The 24,505-nt window shown below is 59.6% G+C and carries 20 protein-coding genes; 17 read left to right on the top strand and 3 right to left on the bottom strand.

Going from position 1 to position 24,505, the window contains the following annotated elements; all coding sequences use genetic code 11:
* Positions 1-65: 65 nt before the first annotated feature.
* Complete coding sequence (locus OHL20_RS14190) at positions 66-989, bottom strand: LysR family transcriptional regulator (protein ID WP_263383830.1); 924 nt, start codon at positions 987-989, stop codon at positions 66-68.
* A gap of 248 nt (positions 990-1,237) precedes the next feature.
* On the opposite strand from OHL20_RS14190, the gene OHL20_RS14185 reads away from it, so the two are divergent.
* From OHL20_RS14185 to OHL20_RS14130, 12 genes are all read left to right on the top strand, one after another.
* Complete coding sequence (locus OHL20_RS14185) at positions 1,238-2,413, top strand: 2-isopropylmalate synthase (protein ID WP_263383829.1); 1,176 nt, start codon at positions 1,238-1,240, stop codon at positions 2,411-2,413.
* Between the two features lie 107 nt (positions 2,414-2,520).
* Complete coding sequence (gene leuB, locus OHL20_RS14180) at positions 2,521-3,621, top strand: 3-isopropylmalate dehydrogenase (protein ID WP_263383828.1); 1,101 nt, start codon at positions 2,521-2,523, stop codon at positions 3,619-3,621.
* A gap of 13 nt (positions 3,622-3,634) precedes the next feature.
* Positions 3,635-3,826, top strand: a complete 192-nt coding sequence (locus OHL20_RS14175; RefSeq protein WP_263383827.1) for a hypothetical protein — start codon at positions 3,635-3,637, stop codon at positions 3,824-3,826.
* Between the two features lie 10 nt (positions 3,827-3,836).
* Positions 3,837-4,562, top strand: coding sequence for a hypothetical protein (locus OHL20_RS14170; protein WP_263383826.1), 726 nt, complete (start codon positions 3,837-3,839; stop codon positions 4,560-4,562).
* A complete protein-coding gene (gene leuC, locus OHL20_RS14165) occupies positions 4,559-5,986 on the top strand; it encodes a 3-isopropylmalate dehydratase large subunit (protein WP_263383825.1) in 1,428 nt (475 codons plus the stop codon). Before OHL20_RS14170 ends, leuC begins: the two co-directional genes overlap by 4 nt.
* A gap of 97 nt (positions 5,987-6,083) precedes the next feature.
* Positions 6,084-6,719, top strand: a complete 636-nt coding sequence (gene leuD / locus OHL20_RS14160) for a 3-isopropylmalate dehydratase small subunit (protein WP_263383824.1) — start codon at positions 6,084-6,086, stop codon at positions 6,717-6,719.
* 190 nt (positions 6,720-6,909) lie between these two features.
* Positions 6,910-8,619, top strand: coding sequence for a dihydroxy-acid dehydratase (gene ilvD, locus OHL20_RS14155; RefSeq protein WP_263383823.1), 1,710 nt, complete (start codon positions 6,910-6,912; stop codon positions 8,617-8,619).
* A gap of 68 nt (positions 8,620-8,687) precedes the next feature.
* Positions 8,688-10,433, top strand: coding sequence for a biosynthetic-type acetolactate synthase large subunit (gene ilvB / locus OHL20_RS14150; protein WP_263383822.1), 1,746 nt, complete (start codon positions 8,688-8,690; stop codon positions 10,431-10,433).
* Positions 10,433-11,176, top strand: coding sequence for a hypothetical protein (locus OHL20_RS14145; protein ID WP_263383821.1), 744 nt, complete (start codon positions 10,433-10,435; stop codon positions 11,174-11,176). Before ilvB ends, OHL20_RS14145 begins: the two co-directional genes overlap by 1 nt.
* Positions 11,177-11,185: 9 nt before the next feature.
* Positions 11,186-11,809, top strand: coding sequence for an acetolactate synthase small subunit (ilvN, locus tag OHL20_RS14140; protein ID WP_263383820.1), 624 nt, complete (start codon positions 11,186-11,188; stop codon positions 11,807-11,809).
* 279 nt (positions 11,810-12,088) lie between these two features.
* Complete coding sequence (gene ilvC / locus OHL20_RS14135) at positions 12,089-13,114, top strand: ketol-acid reductoisomerase (protein ID WP_263383819.1); 1,026 nt, start codon at positions 12,089-12,091, stop codon at positions 13,112-13,114.
* 111 nt (positions 13,115-13,225) lie between these two features.
* Positions 13,226-14,377, top strand: a complete 1,152-nt coding sequence (locus OHL20_RS14130; protein ID WP_263383818.1) for a glycoside hydrolase family 88/105 protein — start codon at positions 13,226-13,228, stop codon at positions 14,375-14,377.
* Positions 14,378-14,589: 212 nt separating this feature from the next.
* Here the strand turns inward: OHL20_RS14130 and OHL20_RS14125 are convergent, their stop codons facing one another.
* Entirely contained in the window at positions 14,590-16,245 is a 1,656-nt protein-coding gene (locus tag OHL20_RS14125; protein WP_396272569.1) for a M28 family peptidase, read from the bottom strand.
* 174 nt (positions 16,246-16,419) lie between these two features.
* On the opposite strand from OHL20_RS14125, the gene OHL20_RS14120 reads away from it, so the two are divergent.
* Positions 16,420-17,532 carry a Gfo/Idh/MocA family protein gene (locus OHL20_RS14120; RefSeq protein WP_263383816.1) on the top strand — a complete coding sequence of 371 codons (1,113 nt, stop codon included), beginning with the start codon at positions 16,420-16,422 and terminating at the stop codon, positions 17,530-17,532.
* Here the strand turns inward: OHL20_RS14120 and OHL20_RS14115 are convergent.
* Entirely contained in the window at positions 17,529-18,857 is a 1,329-nt protein-coding gene (locus tag OHL20_RS14115) for a cytosine permease (RefSeq protein ID WP_263383815.1), read from the bottom strand. The two genes, OHL20_RS14120 and OHL20_RS14115, sit on opposite strands and share 4 nt — an antisense overlap.
* A 355-nt stretch (positions 18,858-19,212) precedes the next feature.
* Between OHL20_RS14115 and OHL20_RS14110 the strand changes: the two genes are divergently transcribed.
* The 4 genes from OHL20_RS14110 (at position 19,213) to OHL20_RS14095 (ending at position 24,404) form a co-directional block, all read left to right on the top strand.
* Positions 19,213-20,766, top strand: coding sequence for an FAD-binding protein (locus tag OHL20_RS14110; RefSeq protein WP_263383814.1), 1,554 nt, complete (start codon positions 19,213-19,215; stop codon positions 20,764-20,766).
* A gap of 34 nt (positions 20,767-20,800) precedes the next feature.
* Positions 20,801-21,628 (top strand): lactonase family protein, encoded by an 828-nt coding sequence (locus tag OHL20_RS14105; protein WP_263383813.1) that lies wholly within the window; start codon positions 20,801-20,803, stop codon positions 21,626-21,628.
* A gap of 61 nt (positions 21,629-21,689) precedes the next feature.
* Complete coding sequence (locus tag OHL20_RS14100) at positions 21,690-22,646, top strand: hypothetical protein (protein ID WP_263383812.1); 957 nt, start codon at positions 21,690-21,692, stop codon at positions 22,644-22,646.
* Positions 22,647-22,712: 66 nt separating this feature from the next.
* Complete coding sequence (locus tag OHL20_RS14095) at positions 22,713-24,404, top strand: alpha-L-fucosidase (protein WP_263385017.1); 1,692 nt, start codon at positions 22,713-22,715, stop codon at positions 24,402-24,404.
* The last annotated feature ends 101 nt before the right edge of the window (positions 24,405-24,505 follow it).

Genomic DNA, 24,505 nt, shown 5'->3' with positions numbered 1-24,505 from the left:
CACCGAGCGGTCATCTCCTCATACAGACGCAACTCCAGCCCAAATGTTCCGCAATCTCGCAAGATTCAGGCAGAACGCTCCGTCTGAAAGCAGTAGGGATCGCCATGGGCCTCCGCATATGCCTCCACCACCTTGAGAAAGGCGAGGGCTGCGTGGGACAAACTCGCCTGCTTCCGGTACACCAGCCGCAGCTTCCGTTCAATCTGCAATTCGCGAATCTTTACCTTCACCAGGGTCCCCTGCTCCAACTCCCGCTGCAGCGTCAGCCCAGGAACCAGAGCCACCCCGTTCCCCATCTCGACAAAGCGCTTGATCGCTTCAAGCGACGGCAGCTCCACTCCCATCCGCAGCGGAGTCTTATGTCGGTTGAAGATTTGAATCACCTTCTGCCGTTGTGGAGAAGCAATGTTGTGCGCAATAAAGTTTTGCGTGCCCAGCTGCCGAATCGACACCTCCCCCGCCTTCGCCAGGGCGTGTTGCGGATTGACCACAAACGCCAAGTCATCCCGAAACACGACGACCGACCTCACCTGCGGATCCTCCGGCCGAAACGAAAGCACGCCAAGATCAACCGAATGCATCAGCACCTCATCCGGAATACGGCTCGCCAGCGCGCGCTGCACCGACACCTTGATCCTCGGATTTTGCCTCCGAAACTCATCCAGCAGCGGCAGCAGGTACAGGCAGGTGTACTCATTCGCCGCAAGATTCAACCGTCCCCGATGAAGCTCCCGCAACTCTCCCAACGCGCCTGTGGCCTCGGTCCGCAAGTTGAGCAGCTTCTGCGCATACTCCCGCAGCACCTCACCCGCATCCGTAAGCGTGCCGTCCCGCGACGAGCGCTCAAATAGCACCTCGCCCAGTTCCCCCTCAAGCTTTGAAATAGCCTGGCTCACCGCAGGCTGGGTCCGATGCAATCGCGCCGCAGCCCTCGAGAAACTCCTCTCCTCGGCCACCGCCAGAAACGTCTCCAACTGAAACAAATCCAAGAAAACCTCCTCAAGTAGGAAAACTCATTTCTTCGACCGAAAAGCGAAAAGCAATCCGACACGATTGCATTGCTCGTTCACGTCGGTGCCTGTTCCACATTGCCATCCTGAGCGAAGCGACGGGCCCCGCATTCGTTCCTGGCCGCGCCCATCGCTCCGTGAATGTTCTGATTACAAATTCTAATAAGCCTGCATATCATCATAAGCCTGCGTTATGCTTGTCCCAGCATAAAGAGGCTGCAGAAAACATGGCCAACCAAGATCAGATCGTCTTCTTCGACACCACCCTCCGCGACGGCGAACAATCCCCCGGCTGCACCATGCATCCCGCCGAAAAGCTTCGCATGGCTCACCAACTCGCCGCGCTCGGCGTCGACATCCTCGAAGCCGGATTCGCCATCGCCTCCCTCGGTGACGCCGAGTCCATCCGCCAGATCGCCCGAGACGTCCGCGGCCCACGCATCACCTCCCTCGCCCGCTGCAAGCGCGAGGACATTGAAGCAGCCGCACGCTCCATCGAGCCCGCTGAGAAGTCTCGCATCCACGTCTTCATCGCCACCTCCGACCTCCACCTCGAGGCCAAGCTCCGCATCACCCGCGCCGAAGCCCTAGTCCAGGCAGCCGAGTCCGTCCGCTTGGCCCGCTCCTATGCCGATGACATCGAGTTCTCCGCTGAGGACGCCACCCGCTCCGACATCGACTTCCTCACCGAAATCGTCACCATCGCCGTCCAGGCAGGCGCTACCACCATCAATCTGCCCGACACCGTCGGCTACACCACCCCCGCCGAGTACACTGCCCTCTTCCGCACCATCCATACCCGCGTTCCCGGCATGGAGAACGTCATCCTCTCCACCCATTGCCACAACGACCTCGGCATGGCCGTAGCCAACTCCCTCGCAGGCATCGAAGGCGGAGCCCGCCAGGTCGAGTGCACCATCAACGGCATCGGCGAGCGCGCAGGCAATGCCGCCCTTGAAGAGATTGCCGCAGCCCTGATGGTCCGCCGCGATAAGTTCCCATACAACAGCAACATCGTCATGAACCAGCTCTTCCCCACCAGCCAGATGCTCTCCGAATGCATCAGCTTCGGCTGCTCCCCGAACAAAGCCGTCGTCGGCGCCAACGCCTTCGCCCACGAGTCCGGCATCCACCAGCACGGCATGCTCGCCAACCCCCTCACTTACGAAATCATGACCCCTGCCTCGGTAGGCGTCCCCAGCACCAATCTGGTCCTCGGCAAACACAGTGGCCGCCGCGTCCTCGAGCAGCGCCTCGCCGAACTGGGCCACCCCCTCACTCGCGCCCAACTCGACGAGGTCTACCATCGCTTCACCGACCTCACCGACCGCAAGAAATCCATCTACGATCAGGACCTCATAGGCCTGCTCCAGCCCGACAAATCGGTAGCCACAACCGCATAGCCGTTGCCCTAACCAGCATGTGCAGTTGCCCGTTCTTAAATTCGTTCATCCGCACTGATCCGTGTTAAGTAGTTCGCCAAAGTAGCCACAAAGTTAAAAGGAAGCGTATGAATCTGAAGATTGCAGTCCTCGCCGGAGACGGCATCGGTCCAGAAGTCACCCATGAAGCCATCGGCATCCTCAAGGCCGTAGCCGAACTAGGCGGTCACGACTTCACCTTTGTTCCGCTCCTCATCGGCGGCATCGCCATTACCGAGACCGGTTCGCCCCTTCCCCTCGAGACCCTCGACGCTACCCTAACCTGTGACGCCGCCCTCCTCGGAGCAGTCGGCGACAACAAGTTCAACGCGCTCTCCCCCGACAAGCGCCCCGAGGCCGGTCTTCTCCAGATCCGCCAGGCTCTCGGCGGCTACGCCAACCTCCGGCCATCCATCGCTTATAAGGCCCTCAGCGGCAGCTCGCCCCTCCGCCCGGAGGTCACCGAAGGTGTCGACATCCTCTTTGTGCGCGAACTCCTCGGTGGCCTCTACTTCGGCGAGCCCCGCTGGTGGAACAAGGAGTCAGACGAAGCCATCAACACCATGCGCTACACCAAGGCTGAGGTCGTCCGCGTCGCCCGCGTCGCCTTCGAACTCGCCGCGAAGCGCAGCAAGAAGGTCACCAGCGTCGACAAGGCCAACGTTCTCGAGGTCTCCCAACTCTGGCGCGCCACCGTCACCGAAGTCGCTAAGGACTACCCGGAAGTTACCCTCGAGCATCAGCTCGTCGACTCCATGGCCATGCACCTGATGAATATCCCCCGCAACTTCGACGTCGTCCTCACGGAGAATCTCTTCGGCGACATCCTCTCGGACGAGGCTGGCGTCATCACCGGCTCCCTCGGCATGCTGCCCTCCGCCACCCTCGGCGGCACCGTCAACCTCTACGAGCCCGTACACGGTTCAGCCCCGGACATCGCCGGAACCGGTAAGGCCAACCCCCTCGGCGCGATCCTCACCGCCGCCATGGTCCTACGCCACTCCGCTCGTCTGGAAGCTGACGCCAAAGCCGTAGAGAACGCCGTCCACAAGGTCCTTGATGCTGGCTACCGCACCGCCGATATCGCCCGAGGCTCCGCCCAGACCGTCACCACCCAGCAGATGGGCAAACTCGTTCACCAGGCCCTCACCGAATCCATCGACAAGCGTCAATCCATGCACGCCGTCTAGGAGCGGAAGCATCATGCAAACTGAACCGATGACGATGCACACCAAGGCTGTCCTGATGAATCTGGCCATCCTCACCGGCCTCATCATTCAGTATCTCCGAGGCAAGCCGCTCCTCATCGTCGCTCTCAGCGGAGTCTTCATTCTCGTCATCGCCAACCTCATCATGATGGCCGTAGCAAAGAAGCAAAGCACCACCCGGAGCTGAACAAGACACCATGCGCCGCACCCTCCAACTCGCCGCCGCAATCCTACTCACCGCAGCGACCGCCCACGCCCAGTTCCACCTCCCCGGCGCGAAAGACAAGCCAGCAAAGGTCCACAAGTCCGACCTCGAGTGGCTCTGGCAGTACGGTCCCTCAGACACCGACAAAGAGGGTCGCGAAAACGATCTCGTGCAGGATGGCCGCTTCCGCCCCATGCTCGCTCAGTACCTCACCGCAACCCAGACCTTCTGGGGCAATCCCGTCAACGGCAAGTATCGCCCCCTCGCCGACACCGCGCTCGACCACCTCTCCGTACCCGACAAGGTCATCGCCGACGATAATCGCTACCTCTCCATCTCCGGCTGCGTCGTCCACTTCTGCCCCTCGCGTGGTCTCCTCTGGGTCGATCTCAACGCCCGCGAACCACTCCTCGCGTTCGCCGCCATCGATTGGATTCGCGACAGCAAAACCACCGCCCAGCCCGAAGCCGAGTACACCCTCTGGATCTTCCCAAATCGCGCCCTGAACCCGGAGCCGGGCAGCCCCGACCGCATCCCGCCAGCCCTCATCGCAAGCATCGCCCGCTGGTCTGCCCAGCCGCTCGCCGGCTCCGGCATCGTTCAGAACCTCACCCACGCCATCCTTGTCGACCCCGACGGCGCACCTCACGAACTCCCCATCGCCACCGTCGGCGTCAAGGTCCCCAAAGCTCTCGCAAAGAAGGAAGCCCAGCCATGAGTACGACTCCGCAAACGCTCTTCGAAAAAGTCTGGCAGCAGCACCTGGTAGCCGAGCCCGCAGGTGAACCTGCTCTCCTCTACATCGACCTTCACCTCGTCCACGAGGTCACCTCTCCACAGGCCTTCGAAGGTCTCCGCCTCGCAGGCCGCAAGCTTCGCCGCCCCGACCGCACCGTGGCCACCGTCGACCACAACGTCCCCACGTCCAGCATCGCCGACCGCCTCCACATCGTCGACCAGATCGCCTCGAAACAGATCGACGCCCTCCGCCAGAACTGTCTTGATTTCAATGTAGAACTCTTCGACGTCCAGTCCCCCGAGCAGGGTATCGTCCACATCATCGGCCCTGAACTCGGCCTCACCAAACCCGGCATGACCATCGTCTGCGGCGACTCCCACACCAGCACCCACGGAGCCTTCGGAGCGCTCGCCTTTGGCATTGGTACCAGCGAAGTCGAACACGTCATGGCCACCCAGACCCTCCCCCAGGACAAGCCCAAAACCTTCCGCATCAATATAGAGGGCGACCTCCCCACCGGCGTCACCGCCAAGGACATCGTCCTCCACATCATCGGCGAGATTGGCACCGCTGGAGCCACCGGCCACGTCGTCGAATACGCCGGCTCCGCCATCCGCGCCCTCTCCATGGAAGGCCGCATGACCATCTGCAACATGAGCATCGAAGCCGGAGCCCGCGCCGGTATGATCGCCCCCGACGCCACCACCTTCACCTACCTCAAAGGCCGCCGCTTCTCCCCCGTCGAATCCTCCTGGGACGAAGCCCTCACCCACTGGTCCACCCTCACCACGGACCCCGGCGCCACCTTTGACCGCGAACTTACCATCCAGGCCGCCGACATCACCCCTACCGTCTCCTGGGGAACCTCCCCCGGCATGGTCACCGGCGTAAAGTCCACCGTCCCGCTCGCCGACCCCACCGCCTCCGAAGCCGACCAGAAGAACTTCGAGCGCGCCCTCGAATACATGGACTTGAAACCCGGCACTCCTATCGAGGACATTCGCATCGACGCCGTCTTCCTCGGCTCCTGCACCAACGCCCGCATCGAAGACCTCCGAGCCGCCGCTAAGGTAGTCAAGGGACACCACATCGCCACCACGGTCCGCGCCATGGTCGTCCCCGGCTCGCAGTCCGTCAAAGCCCAGGCCGAACGCGAAGGCCTCGATCTCGTCTTCAAAACCGCAGGCTTCGAGTGGCGCGAGCCCGGCTGCTCCATGTGCCTCGGCATGAACCCAGACATCCTCGCCCCCGGCGAGCGCTGCGCCTCAACCTCCAACCGCAACTTCGAAGGCCGTCAAGGTCGCGGAGGCCGCACCCACCTCGTGTCCCCGCAAATGGCCGCCGCCGCCGCCATCACCGGCCATTTCACCGACATCCGCACATGGAACTTCAACGAAACCTAACACCGATCAAAGCGGATGACACCGATAGAAACCAGATCCGTCCTGATCCAGCTTCTATCCGCACCTTCCGTGTTAAGCATTTGTTCTTAGGAGTTACATGCAGCCCATCAACGTCCTCACATCACACGCCGCACCCATCGATATCTCCAATATCGATACCGATCAGATCATCCCGAAGCAGTTCCTCAAACGCATCGAGCGCACCGGCTACGGCGAGTTTCTTTTCTTCGACTGGCGGCGTATCCAGGAGGGCGAGCACACCGGCGAGCCCAACCAATCCTTCGTCCTCAACAACCCCGCTTATGCCGGAGCGAAGATCCTCATCGCCGGTAAGAACTTCGGCTGTGGCAGCTCCCGCGAGCACGCCGCATGGGCCCTCACCGACTTCGGCTTCCTCGTCGTCATCGCGCCAAGCTTCGCCGATATCTTCTTCTCGAACGCCGGCAAAAACGGCATGGTCCTCGTCCGCCTCTCCGAAGACAACGTCAACCTGCTCTCCGCCCGCAGCACCGCCAATCCGAACCACACCATCACCATCAACCTCGAAGCCCAGACCATCACCGATGACGAAGGCTTCTCTGCCCATTTCGATATCGACCCCTTCCGCAAATACTGCCTCCTCAACGGGCTGGACGACATAGGCCTCACCCTCCGCCACGAATCCGAACTGGACACCTTTGAATCCAACCACAATCAAGAGTTCTGGCTAGCCCCACGACCCGTAACTACTTAACACCGATCTAAACGGATACCACCGATTTAAAAACGAGCACTGATCCGTACCAGCATCTACTGGTAATTGTTCTGAAATCCGTGTTCATCCGCGAACTCCGCGGTCAGCTTTAGTCCTTGGTTATAGATTGCAAGCAAATCGGTGTCATCCGCACTGATCCGTGTTAGGCCTTCAGCCCGAAGAGGAACAAATGTCCGAGATCAATCCGAAGAAATACAGCATCCCCCTCACCGAAGGCCCCAACCGCGCCGCCGCCCGCTCCTACCTGCGCGGCGTAGGCTTCTCTAAAGAAGACCTCCACAAGCCCATCATCGGTGTAGCCAACACCTGGACCGAGATCGGCCCCTGCAACTTCCATCTCCGCGACGTAGCCGCAGCCGTCAAGCAAGGCATCCGCGACGCCGGAGGCACCCCAATGGAGTTCAACACCGTCACCATCTCCGACGGCATCACCATGGGCACCGAAGGCATGAAGGCCTCCCTCATCTCCCGCGAAGTCATCGCGGACTCCATCGAACTCGTAGCCCGCGGCAACCTCTTCGACGGCATCGTCTGCATCGCCGGCTGCGACAAAAACATGCCCGGCACCATCATGGCCATGGCCCGCCTCGACATCCCCGGCATCATGCTCTACGGCGGCTCCATCGCCCCCGGTCGCCTGCTCCAACCCGACGGCACCCACAAAGACATCACCATCCTCAACGTCTTCGAAGGCATGGGCTCCCACGCCGCCGGCAAGATCAACGACGACCAGCTCGAAGCTCTCGAAGCCGCCGCCTGCCCCGGCCCCGGAGCCTGCGGCGGCCAGTTCACCGCCAACACCATGGCGATGGCTGGCGAGTTCCTCGGCATCTCCCCCTTCAATCTCACCGGCGTCCCCGCCATGTCCGCTGAGAAGGCCGCAGCCTCACGCGCAGCCGGTGCCATGATCATGAACCTCTGCCGCAACGACGTCCGCCCTTCGAAGATCCTCACACGCGAGGCCATCGAGAACGCCATCACCGCCGTCTGCGCCTCAGGCGGCAGCACCAACGCCGTCCTCCACCTAATCGCCATCGCCAGCGAACTCGGCATTCAGCTCAACCCCGGCGGCTCCGAGATGGACCTCTTCGACCAGATCAGCGAGCGCACCCCCTTCATCTGCGACCTCTCCCCCGGCGGCAAGTATGTCGCCAGCGACTATCAGGCGGCAGGCGGCTCCCGCGTCCTAGCCCAGCGCCTCATCGAAAAGGGTCTCCTCAAAGCCGACTGCATCACCGTCTCCGGCAAGACCCTCGCCGAAGAGGCCGCACTCGCCGTAGAAACCCCCAACCAGCCCGTCATCCGCCAGTGGGACAACCCCCTCAAAGCAACCGGCGGACTCGTCATCATGAAGGGCAATCTCGCCCCCGAGGGAGCCGTCATCAAGGTCGCCGGCCACGAGCGTCTGCTCCACACCGGCACCGCCCGTGTCTTCGACTCAGAAGACCTCTGCCACGCCGCCGTCGAAGCAGGCCAGATCAACCCCGGCGACGTCTGCGTCATCCGCTACGAAGGCCCACGCGGCGGACCCGGCATGCGCGAGATGCTCGCCGTCACCGCCGCCATCAAGGGCATCCCCGAACTCTCCGACTCCGTAGCCCTGCTCACCGACGGCCGCTTCTCCGGAGCAACCCGCGGCCTCATGGCCGGCCACGTAGCCCCCGAAGCCCAGCTGGGCGGCCCCATCGCCGCCGTCCACGAAGGCGACACCATCACCTTCGACATCCCCGCCCGCACCCTAACCCTAAACGTCTCCGACGAAGAGATCGCCGCCCGGCTAGGAGTATGGAAAGCCCCAGCCGCCCGCTACAAACGAGGCGTCTTCGCCAAGTATGCCAACTCCGTCACGTCCGCTAGCCTCGGAGCCGTGACCACCTAGTCCGTAACCAAACACCTCAAATAAGCGAAAGAACGTTCTAGCGCATTGATGAACACCGGAGGCACCCAATGACCCCAAACAACCCGCAACTCACCGGAGCCGAAATCCTCTGGGCCACCCTCGTAGGCGAGGGCGTCACCACCATCTTCGGCTACCCCGGCGGCGCCATCCTCCCCATCTACGACGCCCTCCGCAAGTTCCCAATCCACCATGTCCTCGTCCGCCACGAGCAGGGCGCCTCCCACATGGCCGACGGCTACGCCCGCGCCTCCGGCAAGGTCGGCGTCTGCATGGCCACCTCCGGCCCCGGTGCCACCAACCTCGTCACCGGCATCGCCACCGCCATGCTCGACTCCATCCCCGTCGTCGCGATCACCGGCCAGGTCTCCTCCAAAGTCCTTGGCTCCGACGCCTTTCAGGAGGTCGACATCACCGGCATCACCCTGCCCATCACCAAGCACAACTACCTCGTCACCCGCGCCGAGGACATCGCCCCTACCGTCCGCGAGGCCTTCCGCGTAGCCCGCTCCGGGCGTCCAGGCCCAGTCTTGGTAGATATAACAAAGGACGCCCAGCAGGCCACCGCCCCCTTCGACTTCGAAGCTGCCGCCCCCGCCGCCTACCGTCCCCACCCCATGCTCCGCGCCGAGACCAACTCTTTCGAGCAGGCCATCGAGCTCATTCTCAAGTCCAAGCGTCCCGTCATCCTCGCCGGCCACGGCATCGTCGAGTCCGGTGCCCGCGACCAGGTCATCGCCTTCGCCGAACGCCGCCAGATCCCCGTCGCCAGCACCCTCCTCGGCCTCGGAGCCTTTCCCACCTACCACGCCCTCTCACTCGGCATGATGGGCATGCACGGCGAGTCCTGGGTCAACCACGCCATCCAGCAGGCCGACCTCCTCCTCGCCTTCGGCATGCGCTTCGACGACCGCGTCACCGGCAACCTCGCCCACTACGCTCCCAACGCCAAAAAGATCCACATCGACATCGACCCCAGCGAGATCAACAAGAACGTCAAGGTCGACGTAGCCTTAATAGGTGACCTGGCCCACACCCTCGACAAGCTCCTCCCTGCCCTACCCGCCAACGACGACGCCTCCTGGATCGCCGAAGTCAACGCCCTCAAGGGCACCGCCGCCGTCCGCGACATTATGAATCTCCCCGACAACGGCCACCTCTACGCCGCCCACGTCATCAATGACATCTGGCGCGAAGCCCTCGCCGCCGGTCGCCTCGCCCAGACCGTCATCGTCACCGACGTAGGCCAGCACCAGATGTGGGAGGCCCAGTATTACAAGCACGACGCCCCCCGCTCCCTCATCACCTCCGGCGGCCTCGGCACCATGGGCTTTGCCCTCCCCGCAGCCATCGGAGCCAAGTCCGCCTGCCCCGAAAAGGACGTCTGGGTCATCGCCGGCGACGGCGGCTTTCAGATGACTGCCTGCGAGCTCTCCACCATCCAGCAGGAGGGCCTCGCCATCAACATCGCCGTCATTAACAACGGCTTCCTCGGCATGGTCCGCCAGTGGCAGGAGGCCTTCTACGACAAGAACTACGCCGCCTCCCCCATCCTCTCGCCCGACTTCGTCCTCCTCGCCGCCGCCCACGGCATCGCCGGAGCCCACGTCTCCCAACGCAAGGATGTAACCCCCACAGTCACAAAAGCCCGCACCTCCGGCAAACCCTTCCTCATCAACTTCCAGGTAGAAAAAGAAGACGGCGTCTACCCCATGATCGCCCCCGGTGCCGCCCTCCACGAAATGGTCCGCCGCCCCCAAACCAACCCATTGTTAGAGACAGCCGAGGATGAGTAATGATGGCGACCACCTTTGCGATGTGGAAGAAAATCGACACGAAAGCCCTTTTGGTTGGCATGGCTGGTGGAACGGTGATCACGCTTGCCCTTGTTGGTCTAGCAACAATCCCGCATTTGGATAATTGCGGATTGCTTCTACTTCCTGGGGTCCTGATCGCAGCGATCTTTTTTGCTACCGGTATCAACTCCGACCATCCAGTGGTTTTTATTGGTCTTGCAGGATTGTCAGATATGGCAATCTTTTCCTGCTTAGTGCTTGCCACTTACTCTGCCTTCCGTAAAAGGGTTGGCACGTTGGTTTTGCTGTTGCTTGCAGTCAACCTGATCACTACCGCCAACGCCCAGCAACTCCACATCCGCATCTTCAACGCAAAAACCAACAAACCCATCACCGACGAGCGCCTCAACGTAGCCTTCCACGCCGACCAGATCGGCTCCGTAGCCATGGCCACCGACAAGAACGGCCTCATCATCATCGACCCGGCCCACGCCCAGACCGTTCGCATCCTCGCCAATATGTATGGCGACTGCCGCCCCCGCGCCGAGCTCTACACCGACTACTCCATCGCCACCATCCTTAGCACCGGCATCACCACCAGCAACATCTGCAGCGGCATCACCTTGCCGCCCAAGCCCGGCGAGCTTCTCCTCTTTGAAATCCCAAAGAACTACATCCCCACATTTCCCAAGCCACCAGCCACGAACCTGCCCCACTCCGACGCGCCCCCGACATCGTACTGAAAGGCCGTAATGCTCCACACCTTCGTAGCCCTCGTATCCGATAAACCCGGCGTCCTCACCCGCGTAGCCTCACTCTTCCGCCGATTGAACATCAACATCGTGTCGTTGACTGTGGGCGAGTCCGAACGCCCCGACACCTCCCGTATGACCATCGTCTGCGAGGCCCCCGAGACCGCCGCCCACCGTATCCGCGCCTCACTCTACAAGCTCGAAATCACCGTGGACGTAGACGAAGTAGGCCGCAGCGAGGCCGTCATCCGCGAACTCTGCCTCATCAAGGTAGCCGCCGGACCCAAGACCCGCTCGCAGATCTTCGAACTGGCGACCGTCTTCCGCGCCCGCGTCGTCGACCTCGCCCCCGAGTCCGTCATGCTCGAGATGACCGGAGCCGCCAGCAAGATCGAAGGCCTCATCCAGGTCCTGAAAGAGTCCGAGTACGAAATCCTCGAAGTCTCCCGCACCGGTCGCATGGCCATGCGCCGCGGTCATCACACCAGCCGCGTCCTCAAAGCCCTCGGCACACCAACCTCCACCCGCGACCTCACCCATCCAGCCTTCCCCGATAAGCCCGAACCCGACGAGATCCTTCCCAACGAGTTCGAAGAGGTTCACGAAGAAGAGGAGCAGGATTAACTTGTCTGAATCGCTGCCATACGCCCAGGATCGGCGCTAAGCCTCTGCTCCAGACAGCCGGCCTGCTCCTGCCAACGTACAATTAAGAGGAGAGATAAAGCACGAGCGCATTTGGTTGGCCATTCGCTAACCCGCATGGAATGAATACTTTGGCGCAACCCTTTTAGAATGAAGACTTTGGCAGCTTACAATTTTGCAAGTCGCACATTCAAAACCACTTAAGGTACCCCACCCTCGGGGGGGTACCCCTACAGCAAGCGAAAAGGATAGACGCACGCAATGGCTAAGGCATATCACGAAGCAGACGCAGACCTCTCCCTCATCCAGGCAAAGAAAGTCGCCATCATCGGCTACGGCTCGCAGGGCCACGCCCACGCACTCAACCTCAAGGACTCCGGCGTAGAAGTCCGCGTTGGCCTCCGCGCCGACTCGCCCAACGCCGACCGTGCCCGCAAAGCTGGCCTCGAAGTAGGCACCGTCGCCGAAGTCTCGAAGTGGGCTGACGTGATCATGAACCTCACGCCCGATCAGACAGCCGCCAAGGTCTACCACGCCGACATCGAGCCCAACATGAAGCCCGACGCCACACTCATGTTCGCCCACGGCTTCAACATCCGCTTCCGCACCATCACGCCGCCTGCCGGTGTCGATGTCTCGCTCGTCGCTCCCAAGGCGCCCGGCCATCGCGTCCGTGAGGTCTTCACCGAAGGCGGCGGCGTTCCCGCACTCGTAGCCGTCGAGCAGGATAAGTCCGGTCACGCCCTCGCGCTTGCCCTTTCCTATGCCAAGGGCATTGGCTGCACCCGCGCCGGCGTTCTCGAGACCACTTTCACCGAAGAGACCGAAACCGACCTCTTCGGCGAGCAGGCCGTCCTCTGCGGCGGAACCTCGGCACTCGTCAAGGCAGGCTTTGAGACGCTCGTTGAAGCTGGCTACCAGCCGGAGCTTGCCTACTTCGAAGTCCTCCATGAACTCAAGCTCATCGTCGACCTCATGTATCGCGGTGGCCTCGAGTACATGCGCCACTCCATCTCCGACACTGCTGAATGGGGCGACTACGTAGCCGGACCGCGCATCGTCACCCCTGAGGTCAAGGCCGCGATGAAGGGTCTCCTCAACGACATCCAGGACGGCACCTTCGCGAAGAAGTTTATCGCCGAGAACGAGACAGGTCGTCACGAGTTCGCCCGCATCCGCAAGGCTGAAGCCGCTCACCAGATCGAAACCGTAGGCGCCGAACTTCGCAAGTCCATGCCCTTCCTCGACCCCGTCAAGGTAGTCAACGGAGCCGTGGTCAAGGCCTAGCCACCGCCTTTGTCTCCACCCATCACCGAGGAAACCCACGTTCCAACGAACGTGGGTTTCCTCGTTCTACCAGCAGCCCGCGCCAACTTGTACCCGATAGAGGGAAGACGAATGAACCGGATCGTGATGCAAACCATCCTCAGCGCGGCGCTGCTTACCGCCTCATCTTCAACGACATTCTGCCAGATGACAGCGAATGAGAGCAAAGCCTCGGTAGGCGATGCGCCAGCCGATCCCGGCCCACTCGCAACGGACCTCTCCGGCTCCGTTCGACCTGCCGCTGTTTATGCAGGGATGCGCAAAGTAGCCGACTGGCAGACCGCTCGCATCGCCGGTTCGCCCAGTCAGGATTGGACCTTCGCTACCCTGTACGTCGGCCTGCTGGCTGCTTCAGACACCCTGCACGACCCTAAGTATCGCGACGCCGTCGCCAAAGTCGCAGAGCACTACCACTGGACGCTCGGTCCGCGAAAGCTGCACGCCGACGATCAGGCGATCGGTCAATCCTATCTGTGGCTTTATCGGGAGAAGCCGGACTCTCAACGCATCCAGCCGCTGCGCAGCCAGTTCGACGAGGTCATGAAGGTTCCCGACGATCCCGCTCATCCCATCTGGTGGTGGTGCGACGCCCTGTTTATGGCTCCGCCCGTCTGGTCCGATCTTGCGAAGACGAGCAACGATCCGCGCTACCTCGAGTACATGCATCGCGAATGGAAGATCACCTCAGACCTACTATGGGACCCACAGGAACACCTCTTCTACCGCGACAACAGCTACTTCAACAAGCGAGAGAAGAATGGCCGCAAGGTCTTCTGGTCTCGCGGAAACGGCTGGGTGATGGGCGGCATCGCACGCATGCTCGAGACCCTGCCCGCGAACGATCCGCATCGAGCCTTCTACATAGACCGACTTCGCGAGATGGCCGATTCGGTCGCAAAGCTGCAGGGAGCGGACGGCCTGTGGCGGCCAGGTCTGCTCGATGCCGACGACTATCCGTATGCCGAGGTCTCGGGGTCTGCCTTCTTCGTCTACGCCATGGCTTACGGAGTCAATCACCACCTGCTCGACGCGAAGAAGTTCACGCCGATCGTGCAGCAAGGATGGGCTGGCCTTGTGAGCCACATCTATGCTGATGGCCGCCTCGGCAGCATCCAGCCCGTCGGCGCAGCACCGGGCGCTTATACGCAGGGTGCCAGCTACGTATTTGGAACAGGAGCTTTTCTTTTGGCAGGCTCTGAAGTGTCCCGACTCGCAACGAAGTGAGCGTCAAGCGTCTATCGGCGCTGGAATGCCTCTTACATTTTTTCCGATCTGGTCCAAAGTCTATGATTTCAAACGACTTAAGTCCAAACAAGTCCGAAAAGTGTCCTGAGGCCGGCTAAAGTCTAGATAACACTCAAGTTATCGTTTCCTGTGCAGTCCTCAAACATTGAGAGCTGTTGATTTTCTGGTTAACACCCATTCCGGGCAGACTTCTACTTTGAAGCGGACTGGCGGGCTGCCTCGAACTCATCTCCGGCCTTCCACTGAACGCTTGTTGGGGCGGAGAGGGCCTGCCAGCCGAGGTCCATACCGAAGCGGTCTAGTTTGGCGTTGCCCTGGAAGTCCCAGTCGTCGTGGTAGTTGTCGGTGAAGTTGTGGTAGTCGTGAGCGGTGAAGTCGGCATGCTGCTTTTTGCCCCATGCTGCGTCGTGGCCTTCGTAGAGGTCGCCGGTTTCGATCGAAAAGGCTGGAATGCCGACGCGGGAGAGGCTGAAGTGGTCGGAGCGATAGTAGCTGCCCGCGGAGGGTCTAGGGTCAGGCACGATGGCGAGCTTGAAGCGTTTGGCAGTCTCTTCGACTGCCGCGAAGAAGGTGGTTCGCTGGGCTCCGTTGACGTTGGTTTCGAGGGGAACGCCGATCGGCAGGATCATGTCGTAGTTGATGTCGAGGGCGATCTGCGCTGCCGGAATGGGCGGGTGCTGGCCGAGGTACTCCGAGCCGAGCAGACCCTGCTCTTCGGCTGTGACTGCGGAGAAGATGATGGAGTGAGGCGGCTTGATGCCGGACTGCGCCCATGCTCGCGCCATCTCGAGTAGCATGCCGCACCCGGTGGCGTTGTCGGCTGCGCCGTTGTAGATGTTATCGCCTGCCATGCCCTGCACGAGGCCGAGGTGGTCGTAGTGGGCGGTGTACATCACAGCCTGATCTTTACCACCGGCGTTTGCCCCGGGGAGGATGGCGACGACGTTCGCTGACTGAAACGGGCGAACGGTGCTTTCGATGTGGGTCTTGAAGTGGACGGGCAGTTCGACGGCTTTGAAGCCGCGCTTGCCTGCGGCGATTATCTCCGTGTTGACGTCGAGTCCGGCAGATGCGAAGAGCTTGCTGGCTACGTCGAGTTGAATCCAGCTTGCGGCCTGCAACTGCGGGTTTTTGTCGTCGCGCAGATAGGTCTTCTCGCTGGTGTTGGAGTTCTTGACGACATCCCAGCCGTAGCTCGCGAGGTCAGTTCGATGAATGATGAGTGCGCCGAGAGCTCCCATGCGCGCGGCCTGCTCAAACTTGTAGGTCCATCGACCGTAATAGGTGAGCGCATCGCCGCCAAAGAACTTCGGGTCGGTCGATGGTGGGTCTCCGACGATGCAGAGGATGACCTTGCCTTTTACGTCGACGCCCGCAAAGTCGTTCCACTGGAACTCCGGTGCGGTGACGCCATAGCCGACGAAGACGACGGGTGCGTCGATATCGACGGATGGGGTGAGGGTTCGATTGCTGATGGTGTAGTCATCAGCGTAGCGAAGGTTGATTGGGCTTCCTGACTTCGGGAGCAGTGCGACGGTTGTCTTTGCCGGGATTGCGTTCATGCCGACGAAGTTGATCTGCTGGAGAAAGGTGCCGTTGTCGCCTGCTGGCTTCAACCCATCGAGTGCGAGTTGGGTGGCGATGTATTTTGCTGCGATTTCGCTGCCGCGCAGCCCTGGGCCACGTCCTTCGAGGAGATCGTCGGATAGGAACTTCACGTGGGCGCGAATCTTCTCTGGATCGATCGAGGCTTCAGCGGTCTTGACGGAGGCCGGAATTGCCTGGGCAAACAGATGCCGCGAGTTGCAGAGTGCTGAAGACAATGAAAGAGCAAGGACTGCGGCCATGCGAACTTTGGTCAAAGAGTGGCTCCGGGCGAACTCGAATCGAGGGTGAAGGGAACGGCTTTAGTCTATCGCAGGGCCTCGCAGCAGAAGTCTCGGAGAGGATGGCAAGGAGGATTCCTGTGGGCGGGAAAACCTGTACTGTAGATCAAACGCACGGCAGCAGGAGATCGAACGATGGCTAGTTTGCAGGATGAGATTGAAGATGCAGAGTTGCTCTCGGCTACACAGGCCGCGACGCCGCCACGACCTAAGACTGTCCGGCCCATCCTCGTTATAGGCGCTGGCGGCATTGTTCGCGCAGCACATCTACCGGCGTACGAAAAAGCCGGTTTTCCGGTGATTGGATTGATGGATGGCACGCCAGGTAAGGCGGCGGAGCTTGGAGCTGAGCGCGGCATTGCAAGTACCTTTGACTCGATCCCTGAGGCGGTCCGGTTTGCTCCGGCAGATGTTGTCTTCGATGTCGCGGTGCCTGCGTCCCAGCTTCCGCTGATCCTGCCTCAGCTTCCAGAGGGAGCTGTGGTGTTGATGCAGAAGCCGATGGGGGAGACGCTTGCGGAGGCTCGCCTGCTGCGCGAGATCTGCAGAGAGAGAAACTTCGTTGCAGCGGTGAACTTCTCGCTGCGCTATTCGCCAAACAACCTGGCGGCAGCGGAGCTTGCCAAGCGGGGTTTGCTAGGGGAGATTCACGATCTTGAGATCCAGACCAGTACCTATACGCCGTGGCACCTGTGGGACTTTCTCGCGAAGGCACCGCGCCTGGAGATCTTGTATCACAGCATCCATTACTTCGACCTGATCCGCTCGTGGCTTGGGAATCCTCTGAGTGTCTATGCAAAGACGGTGAAGAACCCTCACTCTGGGAGCCTTGCGGCGACCAAGACGGTTGCGATCCTTGATTATGGCGATGCCAAGCGAGTTTTTGTAGCGACGAACCATCATCACAACTTTGGGCCGGAGCATCAGCACAGCTTCGTGCAGTGGGAGGGCACGAAGGGTGCGGCGCGCATCACGATGGGGCTGAACCTCGACTATCCGAAAGGCAAGCCGGACACGCTTGAGTATGCCCAGCGAGACATCGATTCGCCGCACTGGCGCTCGCTGCCGGTGAGCGGGAATAACTTTCCTGACGCTTTTATGGGAACGATGGGTGCGCTACAGGCGTTCGCCGAGGGCAGTGTGCCGACCCTGCCCTCGAACTTTGAGGATGCTTTTGAGACGATGGCGCTCGTCGAGGCGCTCTATCGATCCAGCGAGCGCCCCGGCGAGCTGCTTCCACTGGACTAGGCGCTTGCAAGTGCCTTTGGAGCGACTACGGGAGGGCGCAGGCCTGATTTCGCGAGGACCAGATAAACGAGGAAGCCGACGATGAAGGAGTAGAGACCGGACGGGTTATCCGCTTTGACGAAGGCGGCGGGCAGGCCGGGGATGTGTTCCGGGATGCCGACGAGGAACCCGATGGCCCAGGCGATGCAACCAGCCCAGTTGACGCCGAGTCTCGGACCGGACCAGCGACGTCCGGCGAGCAGGTAGTCGGCGACCATGGCACCGCAGATGGGGCCGAAGGATGCTCCGACGATACCGAAGAAGCCGACCAGATTGTCCGCTATACCGGTGACTGCCATGAGAGCGCTGACGGTGAGAGCGGCAAAGGTCGAGACGCTGCGCGGGATCTTGGGCAGCATAGTGCTGAAGCTGTTTGCGGCGATGAAGGACGAGAAGCAGGTTGGGACCAGCGAGGCGGCTGCGAAGAGGAAGAACATGACGGGCGCAAGGCCACCGACGCTCGAGATGGCAGAGCTGTATTCGTAGCTGGGTACGCCGATGCCGCGGCCGAGGTATCCGGCTACGGAGAGAATGGAGAGGCCGCCGGCTAGAAGGACTCCGAGGACGATGCCGAAGAGGCCGCCGAGGACGACGTCTTTTCGGTTGGCATTGTTCATGCCGAAGTCTGCGCCTGCCGCTCCGGCGGTGGCGAAGTAGCCGATGACGATGGCGAGTACGTTGAGGAAGCCGGTCACAGAATCGTGGTGGGCGGGCTGGTATTGCGCGATGCCGCTGCGATTGGCCCAGAGGACGATGAGGATCATGATCAGGGGAATCCAGTTGAGAAACTTGGCGGCCTGGCCTACGTAGTGGATGCCACGGATGGCGACCCAGCCCAGGCTGTAGACCCAGAGGACGACGATGAGGATGAAGAGTCCCCTGGAGGTCTGGTTGAGGCCCTTCATGATGAAGTTGGCGGAGACGGAGGAGACGACGGCGACCCAGCCGACCTGCAGAAGTCCCATGAGCAGGCCGGGGATGAGGTAGCCACCGGTGGTGCCGAAGGTTGACGTGCCGACGACATAGAGGGGCTGGCCTGTCTTCATGCCGAGCATGGCGGGGACGTAATAGTAGAGGCCGAAGCAGAGGAGGCCGGCAACCAGGAGGGCGAGAAGGCAGACGGTCAGGCTCGCGTTGCTGATGGTTGGTTCTGCGAGCTTGAGGTAAAAACCGACCCAGAGGAAGATGCCCGCGTAGGTGGGAAAGGTGCTCTTATACCAGGGAGTACGGCTGGCTTGAGGAACGGGGATAGAGCATTCGACATATTGCGGTACGGTGCGTGCCATGGACCCTCACATCCGACCCATTGTAAGGTATCGAACCCGTAAGTGACTTGTCTGGCTCACGCACTACGTCCGCAAGTTGCGGGTGGGGTGACCTTTCCTGTGTATTTGAAAGCCGCGGATTTCAGGAACGCTATCGATCGTGTGACAATGCCGAAGCATTGTGATCGGGATTGAAACCGGACGATCGGTACTCCGCTTTGTTAATCCATGCCGGCTGCTATTATCGGGTGCATATTGGTACAAATGTTCAGCGAAAAAGCGGCCGTAACTTGAAGTCGCTTTCGCGCCTAGCTCTGCTCGGTTGCAGCCCTGCAATCTTAACTGCACGCTTACTTAGACTGCCGAAGGGAGTGACATGGCAACGATTGTCGATCGACAGGACCCCCGCTTCCGAGTGGCCCACCGCGGCCGCAATCAGCGGTTTCCCTCAGCCGACGCTGATGCGGCGGGACGGGTCGAATACTGTGTGACTCCTGAAGATGCAGCTGTTGCGCTCCAGAAAGTCCTTGATGCGGGTCTGCGTCCGACGGTTCGCTCTTCTGGCCATTGCTACGAAGACTTTGTTGTCAACAATCCTAACGGCGCCATACTCGATGTCAGTCTTTTAAACGCAATCACCTCCAGGCCAGAGGGTTCAGGCCCCTTCCATATCCAGCCGGGAGCCATGCTGGGAAATATTTATCAGGATCTCTATAAGCGGGCCAACGTGGTCTTGCCCGGAGGGACGTGCTTCACGGTGACGGCTGGCGGCCATGTGAGCGGGGGAGGTTATGGTCTGCTGGCGCGGTTGCGAGGGATTACCTGCGATTGGCTTTCTTCGATAGACATTCTTACAGTCGATGCGCACGGCAAGGTCAATCCGCTGAGGGTCGACAAGAAGCATGATGCCGATCTGTTTCGTGCGCTCCGCGGCGGTCAGGGATCGAACTTTGGCCTGATCACCAGCTTCTCATTTGATGAGTTGCCGCCTGCGCCCGAAGAGTTGATGCAGGCAAGCATCTCCTTTGACTGGGCCAGCATGACACCCGACAGGTTTGTCGAAATCCTGACGACCTATGGGAAGTACTGGGAAGAGCATGACCGTGTGAAGGACACGTGGGGGCTGTTCGGCGTGCTGAACCTGAATAACAAATCTTCCGGACGCTTCGGTATCAATGCATATTTCACCAATCCAGATGGAACGGTCAACGATCTCTCGGTTCTTACGGACTTTTTGGATCGCTTTCAGAGGTGCAAGCCGATTGCGGAAGCTCCGCCGGACTACAACGCGCATGACCTTCGTCGCGCCGGCTCCTCTCGCAATCTTCAGCGACCCATGATCGGCGACTCCGTCTGTTACGGCGAGCACGTGATGACGAAGAGCACGTGGATTGAGGCCGCAAGCAGCGGCAATGGTAGCGGCATCGGTGGGGGCTCGCGCGCGAAATACAAATCCGCTTACATGAAGAAGTCGTTTACGGAAGGCGAGGCGCTCGCGTTTTACAAGATGTTGTCGAGCGAGTCCTCACAAGGCCTGGTAATCGCAGTCGATTCTTACGGAGGCGCCACCAACGATCCTGAACGCGCAAAGGATACGGCTATTTCGCAACGTTCTTCCATCATGAAGCTGCAATATATGAGCTATTGGCAGGATGTGAGCGACGATGAAGGGCGCCTAAAAGGAATGCGGGATACGTACACAGCGGCGTACTCAACTGATGTTGCGGATAAGAGTCATGCTGGCACTCCATACCCGAACGATCACTACGAAGGTTGTTACATGAACTATCCGGATGCGGACATGCTGGAGCATAGCTACTGGCCACAACTCTTCTACGGCACCGGTGACCTTTATCCATTTCTGCAAGGCGTAAAGAGAAAGCACGATCCTCATAACGTCTTTCATCATGCAATGTCCGTCCGCATTTGACGCTTTAATCTGCTTCTTCAATAAGGTGAATCCTATGGCATCGAGCTTGAAAGCGACGCGCAGAACATTTGTGAAAGCTCTCGGCTCGATCTCTGCGCTGGGAACACTCGCACCCTTATCACTTGGAGCATTCCAGCCGTATCTGGCATCGGCATCAATTCGACAGTTTGCAATCGTGGCTTCGGCGACGCATGTAATCAAGGTATTTTCTGTTAGTGAGAATGGCTCCTGGGAGCATGTGCAAACAGTTCCCTCTTTGTCACCTACTTCGCTTGTCCTGTCACCAGATCAGCGTTTTCTTTATGCAGCGAACGGTGTCGATTCGTTCGCCCATCGCCCAACGGGATCTGTGGAAGCATTCGCCATTGAAAGGCAGACCGGCCAACTGACGCGGCTTAATCAGCAAGCTCTGGCACTATTTTCAACGCTTCCGACTCATCTCGCGGTTTCCCCGAGCGGGCGGTGGCTTGCAAGTGCTGCCAGCGGAGGTTGCAATCTGCTTCCGATCCGCGCCGACGGATTTATAGGCAGACTTACCGCCGTGACAAGATCACTCAACGCCAAGGCTCTGAACAAGGACCTTGATAACTTGATACAGCCCGAACTGAAATTCAAGAGCGAAGAAGTTTTAGAGTTCACAGATGCGTTCCGTGAGCGCATCCTCTCGTATCGCGTCACCCCTCAAGGAGCGCTGTCACTTGAAGGCGATTGCAGCACCTTCTTATCTGTCCCGTCATATCAGCCTTCTCCGTCTGATGTGAATGGGACGACTCACGTCGGCATCAACCATGCTCAACCTGCAAAGTTTTCTGAGGTAAGTCTTGTCCCTGCGCCAACGGCTATCGCGATTGTGCACCTTTGATCTTGTACTCATTTTGCTGATTGCTGTTTTCGCCTCAGCGACAGCATCTGGGCAAGGCGGCGTGACATCTGCCGCAACGAGCGATGCGTGCGCTGATCTGCCCCATGCCGATCATCCAAGAGCATTTCTCTCAAACGGCAAACTCGATGCGGTGCTCTTCCTGCCTGACCCTGTGAATGGCTACTACCGCTCCTCTCGATTCGACTGGGCGGGCGTAATTGGCTGTGTTTCGTTGAAGGGCCACCGATACTTTGGAGAATGGTTCCCGCACTATGATCCTTTGCTGAACGACTCCATCACCGGGCCAGCGGAGGAGTTTCGCACAGCGAACAGTGAACTGGGCTACGACGATTCCGCCGTTGGTGGGATTTTTCTCAAGATTGGTGTTGGTGTTCTACGTAGAACCAGCACCGCTCCATATAGCTTTGGCACAGCGTATCCGATCGTCGATACGGGCACTCGCAGTTCGCTACGCTCTAAAAGATCGATGAAATTTACGCAACTGATCACGACAGATTTTGGTTACAGCTATCGCTACGAGAAGACAGTGAAACTAGATAAACATGGCGCCGTCTTGACGTTGGAGCACACGCTTACAAACCTTGGCTCGAAGGCTATCATTACCGATGTCTATGATCACGACTTCTTTATGCTCGATAACCAACCTACCGGGGCGGGCATGACCGTAACTCTGGGCTTTCCGGTGACACCCGACAAAGCGTTTTCGAAGGCCGCCACTGTAAGCGGTAAAAGTATTACCTTCAACACGACACCTGAACGCGGCGACAGTCCGCAAGGCTACTTGACCGGGTACACAGGGAAGCGTGGAGAATACCGCATCGCCCTGGAAGACAAGGCAACTCGTTTAGGTATCGAACAAACTTCACAGTCTCCGCTTGCGAAGTTTTACTTCTGGTCCACACCAAAGACGATCTGCCCTGAAGCCTATATTCACATCAACGTTGCTCCGGGTAAGACACAGACCTGGCAGATCCGCTACAGCTTTAAGGCTGACTGAGCTATGTAGCCGCGGTCGCTATCAGAACCGCTTGCTATAGTTCTCACAAAGGGCCGACTTGTGACGATGTTGAAAATCATCCTGATCTCTAAGAAATGGGCTATTGCGAAGTTGGGGCGGGGATTCGCGATTATGGCGGTGCTACTGCCATTTGCCTTAGCAAGTCACTCGATCACAGCGCAGGATCTTGAATCTGCCTCGCGAAACAAACCGGATCGCCTTGACTGGTTCCGGGATCAGGGCTTTGGACTCTTTGTGCATTGGAGCGTTGACAGCCAGCTTGGCGTGGTTATCAGCCACTCGCTCGTCGGGGCTTCCGACGATTACACGAATCGCTTCTTCAACGATCTACCAAGAACTTTCAATCCAACCCGTTTCGATCCGAATGAGTGGGCGCGACTTGCAGCGACTGCAGGCGTTCGCTACGTTATGTTCACCACAAAACATCATTCAGGTTTTACCATGTTCCACTCAGAAACGACGCCCTTCGGTATTGAGAACACACCGTTCCATCGAGATATTACAGCGGAGGTGTTCGACGCATTTCGTCACCAGGGTATCGCTGCAGGAGTCTACTTCTCGCCCGACGACTTCTACTGGCTGCATCAACATGGGAAGCCTATCAAGCGGCACGTACCCGAGGTTGAGCCGAGCAACAATCCTGGTTTGTTGCAGTATGACAGGACACAGGTGACGGAGCTTCTGACCCACTATGGACCTGTCGACCTGATCTTTTTTGACGGGGAAGCCAGCGATCTACGTGAGCTTGCCTGGAAGCTTCAGCCGAATATCATTGTCACTCGCGGTGCTCTAGAGACACCAGAGCTTGCGGTCCCCAGCGGCAGTCTTCCCGGACCCTGGGAGGCCAGCATCACCATGGGCACGGCGTGGCAGTATCAGCCGGATAACGAGCGCTATAAGTCGGGCTCCGATCTGATTCGGCTGCTCTTCCAGACGCGCGCCAAGGGTGGAAACCTTCTCCTCAATGTTGGCCCGATGGCCAATGGCCAGCTTGCGATAGAGCAGGAGAATCGGCTCCGCGAGATTGGTCTTTGGATGTTCGTCAATGGGGAGTCCATCTATGGAGTCCGCCCATGGATCATCCCTAACGAGGGTGACATCTGGTTTACGCAGAAGAAGAACAAAGGGCCGCTCTACGCAATCCTGGATTCGACCGTTCCCTGGGAACGAGGCACATGGCGTGAGTTCACTCTTCACTCAGTTCGTGCGAACAAAGATAGCTCCATCAGTGTTCTGGGGCAGGATGATAAGACCGTCGAGTATAAGCCGACGACGATTCCGCAAAGTACGTGGACGCAGCAGGAAGATGGGCTGCATATTCGTGTGATGAGGGCGCAACGGCTCCAGGACAACAGCCAATGGCCAAACGCGGTCGTTGTGAAGCTGACCGATGTTACCCCGTCGCTCACGCCACCTCGCGTCAAGACCGGGACATCAGCGCAGAGTGCGGACGGTGCTTCAATTGTCCTGCATGGTGAACTCCTCGACACGGGCGACGCGCCTGCGCTGGACGTTGGCTTTGAGTATCGCGCGACTACGGGAGAAGATACCCATGCCCGCTCCGCAGTCTGGATCTCGACCGAGACCCGGAAGCTTACCGCCAAGGGTATTTTTCAGGTTGACGTGCGTAATCTTGCACCGGGATCCTATGAGTTTCATGCGTTCGTCAAACATCCTTTACTCACGCTGTACGGGGAGGACAAGCCGGTGATTCGATCAATTACCCACTCAAAGTGAAATCTCTCCTGGTGATCTAGGCCATACGCCCTACCGGCAAGTCACTCCTTCGTAGTTCAATAGATCGTCCGGACATTCACCGAGATTCACTGTTGGAGTTC

Source organism: Granulicella arctica (assembly GCF_025685605.1).
GTDB lineage: Bacteria > Acidobacteriota > Terriglobia > Terriglobales > Acidobacteriaceae > Edaphobacter > Edaphobacter arcticus.
This window is presented reverse-complemented; position numbering and strand designations above follow the sequence as displayed.